Genomic DNA, 6,184 nt, shown 5'->3' on the forward strand with positions numbered 1-6,184 from the left:
GGCGGCTAAGCTGATCACATGCATCCGAGGAACACGCAGCGCGACTTTGCGTTAAGATCCAGTCGGATCGCCAAGAGGGGAAATTCCAGCTCAGTGGGTCAGTGCATGCGTTCCCGATCAATCTCGAAGCTCGCCGCAGCGCTCGTCCTGGCGTCCGTCCTTCTGCCGGCGGCGGTGGTTGCGGGCCGTCCGGCGCAGGCTCAGGCCAACGCCGGCGAACGGCGCGCCGAAGAGACATCCACGCTCCCCGGCCCCGCGGCGCTCGCGGTCGTGTCGCTCCGCGACCAGCGCATTTCGGTCTACGATTCCACGGGCCGCGCGCTCCGCGCCCGCGTTTCGAGCGGCCAGACCGACTATGAGACGCCGGTCGGCGTCTACAGCATCCTGCAGAAGAACCGCGATCACTACTCGAACCTCTACGACGATGCGGAGATGCCGTTCATGCAGCGGCTCACCTGGTCCGGCATCGCGCTGCATGCGGGCGCTCTGCCTGGTTATCCCGCATCCCACGGCTGCGTGCGCCTGCCGTACGATTTCGCGGACAGGATCTTCGGTCTGTCGAAGATCGGAACGCGCGTCGTCGTCGCCGGCGACGACGTGGCGCCGTCCGAGATCGACCATCCCGCCCTGTGGAAGCCGACCGCCGCCGGCGGCGGCCCCGCCACCACGCGGATCGCCTACACGCCCGACGAAGAGGCGGCGGGACGCCCGTTCACGCCCGACCTCACGGACTGGCCCGAGCGCCGGTCGCTGTTCGATCGCTTGGCGTCCGCCGCAGCCGCCAAGGCCATCGAGGCCGATGCCGCCGCCCCCGAGCTGGACGAGCTCACGAAAGCCAGGGACGTGAAGGCAGCCGCACACGCGAAAACCACCAAGGCCGTGAAGCGCGCGGAGAGCGCGAAAGAGAAGGCCGATCGAACGGCCGCGCGCGCGGCCCGACGCGTTGCCGAGGCCAGATCCGACAAGGCGAGAAAAGCGGCCGAGAGCACGGCCGCAAAAGCCGCCGAAGCCGTGAGGAAGGCGGACGAGAAGCTCGCCGCCGCCAAGGCCCTCGACGAGGCGGCCGGAGCCGAGCTCGCGCACGCGACCGCGGCCTTCGATGTCGCCGACGCCGTCAAGAAGAAGGCGCGCGCCGCCGCGGACGAGGCCAAGCGCAAGACGCTCCCCATGTCGGTCTTCGTCAGCCTGAAGGCGCAGCGGCTCTATGTGCGCCAGGGCCATGAGCCCGTGCTCGACATGCCGATCTCGATCGCCGAGCCGGAAAAGCCCATCGGCACGCACGTCTTCACCGCCATGGACTACAAGGGCGACGGCAATGACGTGCGCTGGACCGTCGTCTCCCTGCGCCCGCGTCCTGCGGGCGCGACCGACGACACGCCGCACACGAGCCGCAAGCGGCGCGCGGCGACGGAGACACAACCTCCGCCGACCGATCTGGGTCCGGCCATAGCCGCGCTCGAGCGCGTGACCTTGCCGCCGGAGATCGTGGCGCGCGCCTCCGAGTACGTCTGGCCGGGGACCTCCCTCATCATCTCCGACGAGGAGCTGAGCAAGGAGACCGGAAAGGCGACGGATTTCGTGGTGCTGATCAGCGGCGAGCCGCAGGGTGGCATCAAGAAGCGTCCGCGCCAGCAGCCGAATTATCGCTACGATCCCTATTATTACTACGGCGACTATTACGCGAGCGACCGCTACTATAACGACCGGCGGCGCCGGCCGCGCTACGCGCCGTCGTTCTTCAGCTTCTGGTGACAATCGCAAACGGGAGGACACCCGTTGTCGAGAGCCGGGGGAGCGCCCTTCGTGGGCCTGGTTGCGAGCCTGGGCTTGGCCGCCGCCCTGGTGACGGCCGTCCCGCGCGCGGCACCCGCCGCGCCTCCCGCCGCCTCCGACAGCGCCGCGGCTGAGCGGCTTCAGCGCTCGCGCGCCGCAAAGACGGGCCGCCTCGCGCTGCCGCTTCCCGGCACACCCGACACCACACAGCCTTTGACGCGGCTTGCAGCCGCCGGGCTCGCGCTCGGCGCCCCCGTGCTGATCCGCATCTTCAAGGCCGAGTCCGAGCTCGAGATATGGATCAAGAAGCGCAACACTTATGTCCGCTTCGCGACCTATCCCGTCTGCTACTGGTCCGGCACGCTCGGCCCCAAGCTGCGGGAAGGCGACCGCCAGACGCCGGAAGGCTTCTACACCATCACCGGGCGCGAGCTGCACCATGGCGACCGCTGGCGCCGCTCGCTCAACGTCGGCTACCCGAACCTGTTCGACCGCGCCAACGGACGCAGCGGCTCGAACATCCTCGTCCACGGCGGCTGCAGTTCCGTCGGCTGCTTCGCCATGACCGACGCCGTCAACGCCGAGATTTACGACCTCGTCTCAGCAGCCTTGCGCAACGGTGCGGCGAGCGTGCCGCTTCACGTCTTCCCCTTCCGCATGACCGAGGCCAACCTCGCCGCCACCCCCGCCGGCCGATGGACCGGGTTCTGGAGCGATCTCAAGCTCGGCTACGACGCGTTCGAGCGCACGCGCCTGCCGCCGAACATCTCCGTTTGCGGAAAGCGATACCGCGTTCGCGACTATTCGCCGTTTGGGCCCAACGCCGACCGCATCCAGATGTGCGAGGGGGATCGTGACGGAGTCCCCGATCACCTCGATCCCGACGCGGCCACGGAGCAGCAGAACGCCAGCCAGCAAGCGGCGCCTCCTCCCCCGCCACCCTGCGCGATCGAGCGCGCAAGCTGCCGCAAGTGGCTTGCGCTGCATGAGCGCCGGATCGCCAGCCGCACGCTCGCGACACAGACGACAGGCACCGGCAAGCGCCCCCGCATCCGCTGAGCAGCCGTCAGATGCGCGGCCGGCGCGGCAGCTCGACAGGCAGGAACTCCACGCCCGACCGCTGCACGGGCTGCGGATAGAGCTTCATGAGCTCCATGACCTCGATCGGCATGCCGACAGTCACGCGCAGGCCGAGCGACTTGGCCTCGCTCGCGGTCAATGCGTAGTCGTGCGTCCAGTGTCCACCGGCGAGCTTGTCGGCCAGCGCCTCGGCGGTAGCCTGGTCGATGCGCGGCGTCATGATCTCGACGGCCCCGCGCTTTACCTGCGCCAGCGCCTTCTCGCTGACGTCGGCGAGCACCAGCGTCAGGTCCATGACGTCCGCCACGGGCTTGGAATCGCGGGCCTTGACGATGCTCGCGGCCGGCAGTCCGACGATCTGCGGATCGATCGGCCCCAGCACCGAGAATTCTCCGAGCACGATTTCGTCGGCGGCGAGCGCGATCAGCGTGCCGCCCGACATGGCGTAGACCGGCACGGAGACGGTCACTTTCGCCGGATGGGCCTCGACCGCGCGCGCGATCTGCATCGCCGCGAGCACGAGTCCGCCCGGCGTGTGCAGGATGAGGTCGATGGGCACCGTGTCGGGCGTCTCCTTGATCGCCGCGATGATCGTCTGCGCATCCTCGAGATCGATATGGCGGGCGACCGAGAAGCCGAACAGGCTGCGCCGCTCCTGGCGATGGATCATGGTGATGACCCGCGTCCCGCGCGCCTTCTCGATGGCCCGGATGGCCTGCTCGCGGCGCATGGCGAACCACCGCCCCATGAGCACGGGCTGCAGCGCCATGACGATGATGACGATCCAGATCAGGGACGAGAAGTCGAACGACATCGGGACTCCTTATCGCGAGAGAGGCAGCATCACCCGCCGCGTGCCCCCCGACATCGCGACTGTCCCCGCAGTTTAGGTTGTACGCAACCTAGACTCTGGCGCCCTCGGATTGAAGCCCGACGTGCGTCACGCCGGCGTCATCGAGCGCCCCGAGCCGCCGTCTCAGCACGATCACGTAATAGAACATGTAAAGGTACTGGAACGTCTCCACCACCTCGCTCGGCCGGATATAGAAGCTGTCGACGAGCCCGCCTTTGCCCACGTCGTCGACGATCTTGAACGCGATCGCGATGAGCGCAGGCGTCGCAATCGCCAGCGACGGCGTCAGCAGCTGAACAAGAGGCTGCCGGAAGGGACCGGTCCGGAGCTGGATCAGCGGCACCACGAGGCCGCCGATGAACATCGCGATGTCGAACACAAGCTTCGGGCGCTGATTGAACCACGCCGAGGTATTGTGCAAGTTCGTTTCCTGCTGGCGGTTGAGCTCCGACCAGTAGGACGGCGTATTCCAGTTGAAGAAGTGCTGGCCCCAGCTGTGCTCTTCGCCCGCGATGTAGAAGGCCGCGAGCCCGAACAGGAGCACCAGCACCCAGAGCAGCCGGCTGCCCTTGACCACCCCGTATCCGAGAGCGTGGAAGCACAGGATCGCGGCAGCGCCCGCAAGCAAGAACTGGGTCAACTCGAGAAAACCGTATCCCTCGGGCAGCACATGCTCGCGGTAGAAGCCGGGCGCGGCGAAGTGGATCGCCACGACGGCGGCCAGGATCGCGATCGGAAGCCACGTCGTCCACCATGCATCGGAGCGGCCGGGCGCCCAGCGTCCGGCCGGGATGACATCCAGCGGAGGGGGAAGCGCGTGCGCGGAACCTGCCGAAGAGGAAGCGACCATCGTGCGATTTTCCGGGCTGAAAGGGACACGGACGCTCTGACAACGCCTCGCAACACATGACAAATCCATGACCGATGAACAAGCGCGCGGACGGCAGTTAACCCCCGCTGATTTTGCCTCCGCGCGCGCGGCCCGCACCACTGCGGGCGCACGCGGCCGGGTCTCCCCGAGAAACGCGGTTGCGAATATGAACTTTTCTTAAGGTGAGCGTTATCAGTCACTTCCCCTCTTGAATCGGGATGCCATCTCTTTATTTTCGCGCTCGCCGCCGCCAAGGGTCGTGTGCCAGGCCGGAGCCTTCGAATTCGACGGCTGTCCGGGTGGCACGAACCCCACGCCGCGGCGGCGGGATCGGAACGCATCCGCGTTGCAGCGCGGCGACGGCACATCCGAGGCCGGCGCGAAGGAGGCCCATGATGACGCCGCTCATTGAGGCGAAAGACCTGCGCAAGACGTTCGGCGCCATCGCGGCCGTCGACGGCATCTCGCTCGCCGTCGGCAAGGGCGAGGTGCTAGGCTTTCTGGGGCCTAACGGCGCCGGCAAATCCACGACCATGAAGATGATCACCGGCTTCCTCGAGCCGGACTCGGGAACGGCAGCGATCTGCGGCGCCGACGTGCAGAGCCGCCCAAAGGCGGCCAAGGCGAAGCTCGGCTATCTGCCCGAGGGCGCGCCCGCCTATGGCGACATGACGCCCGGCGCGTTCCTGTCGTTCATCGCCGAGATCCGCGGCTACGACGCGCGCCAAGCCGGGGCACGGGTCTCCGCAGCGATTTCACGCGCCGGGCTCGGCGCCGTCGTCGATCAGCGCATCGAAACGCTCTCCAAGGGCTTCAAGCGCCGCGTCGGCCTCGCGCAGGCCATCCTCCACGATCCGCCCGTGCTGATCATGGACGAGCCGACCGACGGTCTCGACCCCAACCAGAAGCATCATGTGCGGGAGTTGATCCGCGAGATGGCGCCCCATAAGGCGATCATCGTCTCGACGCACATCCTCGAGGAGGTCGAAGCCGTCTGCACGCGCGCCGTCATCATCAACCGGGGCCGCATCGTTGCCGACGGCACCGCCGAAGACCTCCTGCGCCGCGCCCGCAACCACGGTGCGGTCTCGATCAAGGTCAAGGAGGCCGATGCCGCGCGCGCGGCCGCCGCGCTCTCGGCCATGGCGGAGATCGCCGGCGTCGAGACCTTGGAAAAGGCGGACGGCCATGTCCGCCTGCGCGCGATGCCGAAGACGCCGGTCTCGTCGGCGGGCCCTGTCGGCGAGCTTCTGCGCCGCGAGAGCCTTCCCGTCGAGGAGATCTACGTCGAGCACGCGAGGCTCGACGAGGTCTTCCGCGAGATCACCATGTCGGCCCAGGCTTGAAGACGAAAGCTCACCCATGCGCGATACGCTCCGAAACGCCTACATCATCGCCAAGCGCGAGTTCGCCGCCTACTTCGCAACGCCCCTGGCGGCCGTGTTCCTCACCATCTTCGTGGCCGCCACCGGCGCCTTCGCCTTCTACATCGGCGGCTTCTTCGAGCGCGGACAGGCCAACCTCGATTCCTTCTTCGCCTATCATCCCTGGCTCTACCTGCTGCTCGTTCCCGCCGTCGCCATGCGGCTCTGGGCCGAGGAGCGCAA

Annotated in this window: 6 protein-coding genes; 4 read left to right on the forward strand and 2 right to left on the reverse strand. The window is 67.6% G+C overall.

From position 1 onward, the window contains the following. Positions 1-105: 105 nt before the first annotated feature. Together V7082_RS14735 and V7082_RS14740 are read left to right on the forward strand one after the other, a co-directional pair. Positions 106-1,752 carry a L,D-transpeptidase family protein gene (locus V7082_RS14735; protein ID WP_334149807.1) on the forward strand — a complete coding sequence of 549 codons (1,647 nt, stop codon included), beginning with the start codon at positions 106-108 and terminating at the stop codon, positions 1,750-1,752. A 51-nt stretch (positions 1,753-1,803) separates the two neighbouring features. Continuing rightward, positions 1,804-2,832, forward strand: coding sequence for a L,D-transpeptidase family protein (locus tag V7082_RS14740; RefSeq protein WP_334149809.1), 1,029 nt, complete (start codon positions 1,804-1,806; stop codon positions 2,830-2,832). A 7-nt stretch (positions 2,833-2,839) separates the two neighbouring features. On the opposite strand, the gene V7082_RS14745 is transcribed toward V7082_RS14740, so the two are convergent. Then, positions 2,840-3,667 carry an SDH family Clp fold serine proteinase gene (locus V7082_RS14745; protein ID WP_334149811.1) on the reverse strand — a complete coding sequence of 276 codons (828 nt, stop codon included), beginning with the start codon at positions 3,665-3,667 and terminating at the stop codon, positions 2,840-2,842. Between the two features lie 88 nt (positions 3,668-3,755). After that, on the reverse strand, positions 3,756-4,556 hold the full coding sequence (locus V7082_RS14750) for a hypothetical protein (RefSeq protein WP_334149813.1): 801 nt from the start codon (positions 4,554-4,556) through the stop codon (positions 3,756-3,758). A 416-nt stretch (positions 4,557-4,972) separates the two neighbouring features. Between V7082_RS14750 and V7082_RS14755 the strand changes: the two genes are divergently transcribed. Together V7082_RS14755 and V7082_RS14760 are read left to right on the forward strand one after the other, a co-directional pair. Beyond that, the gene (locus V7082_RS14755; RefSeq protein WP_334149814.1) at positions 4,973-5,923 is read left to right on the forward strand and encodes an ABC transporter ATP-binding protein; all 951 of its coding nucleotides are present in this window, start codon (positions 4,973-4,975) and stop codon (positions 5,921-5,923) included. Between the two features lie 16 nt (positions 5,924-5,939). Continuing rightward, a partial coding sequence (locus V7082_RS14760; protein ID WP_442909796.1) for an ABC transporter permease occupies positions 5,940-6,184 on the forward strand: 245 nt, incomplete at its 3' end.

Origin of the sequence: Hyphomicrobium sp. (assembly GCF_036833075.1) — a bacterium.
Taxonomy (GTDB): domain Bacteria; phylum Pseudomonadota; class Alphaproteobacteria; order Rhizobiales; family Hyphomicrobiaceae; genus Hyphomicrobium_C.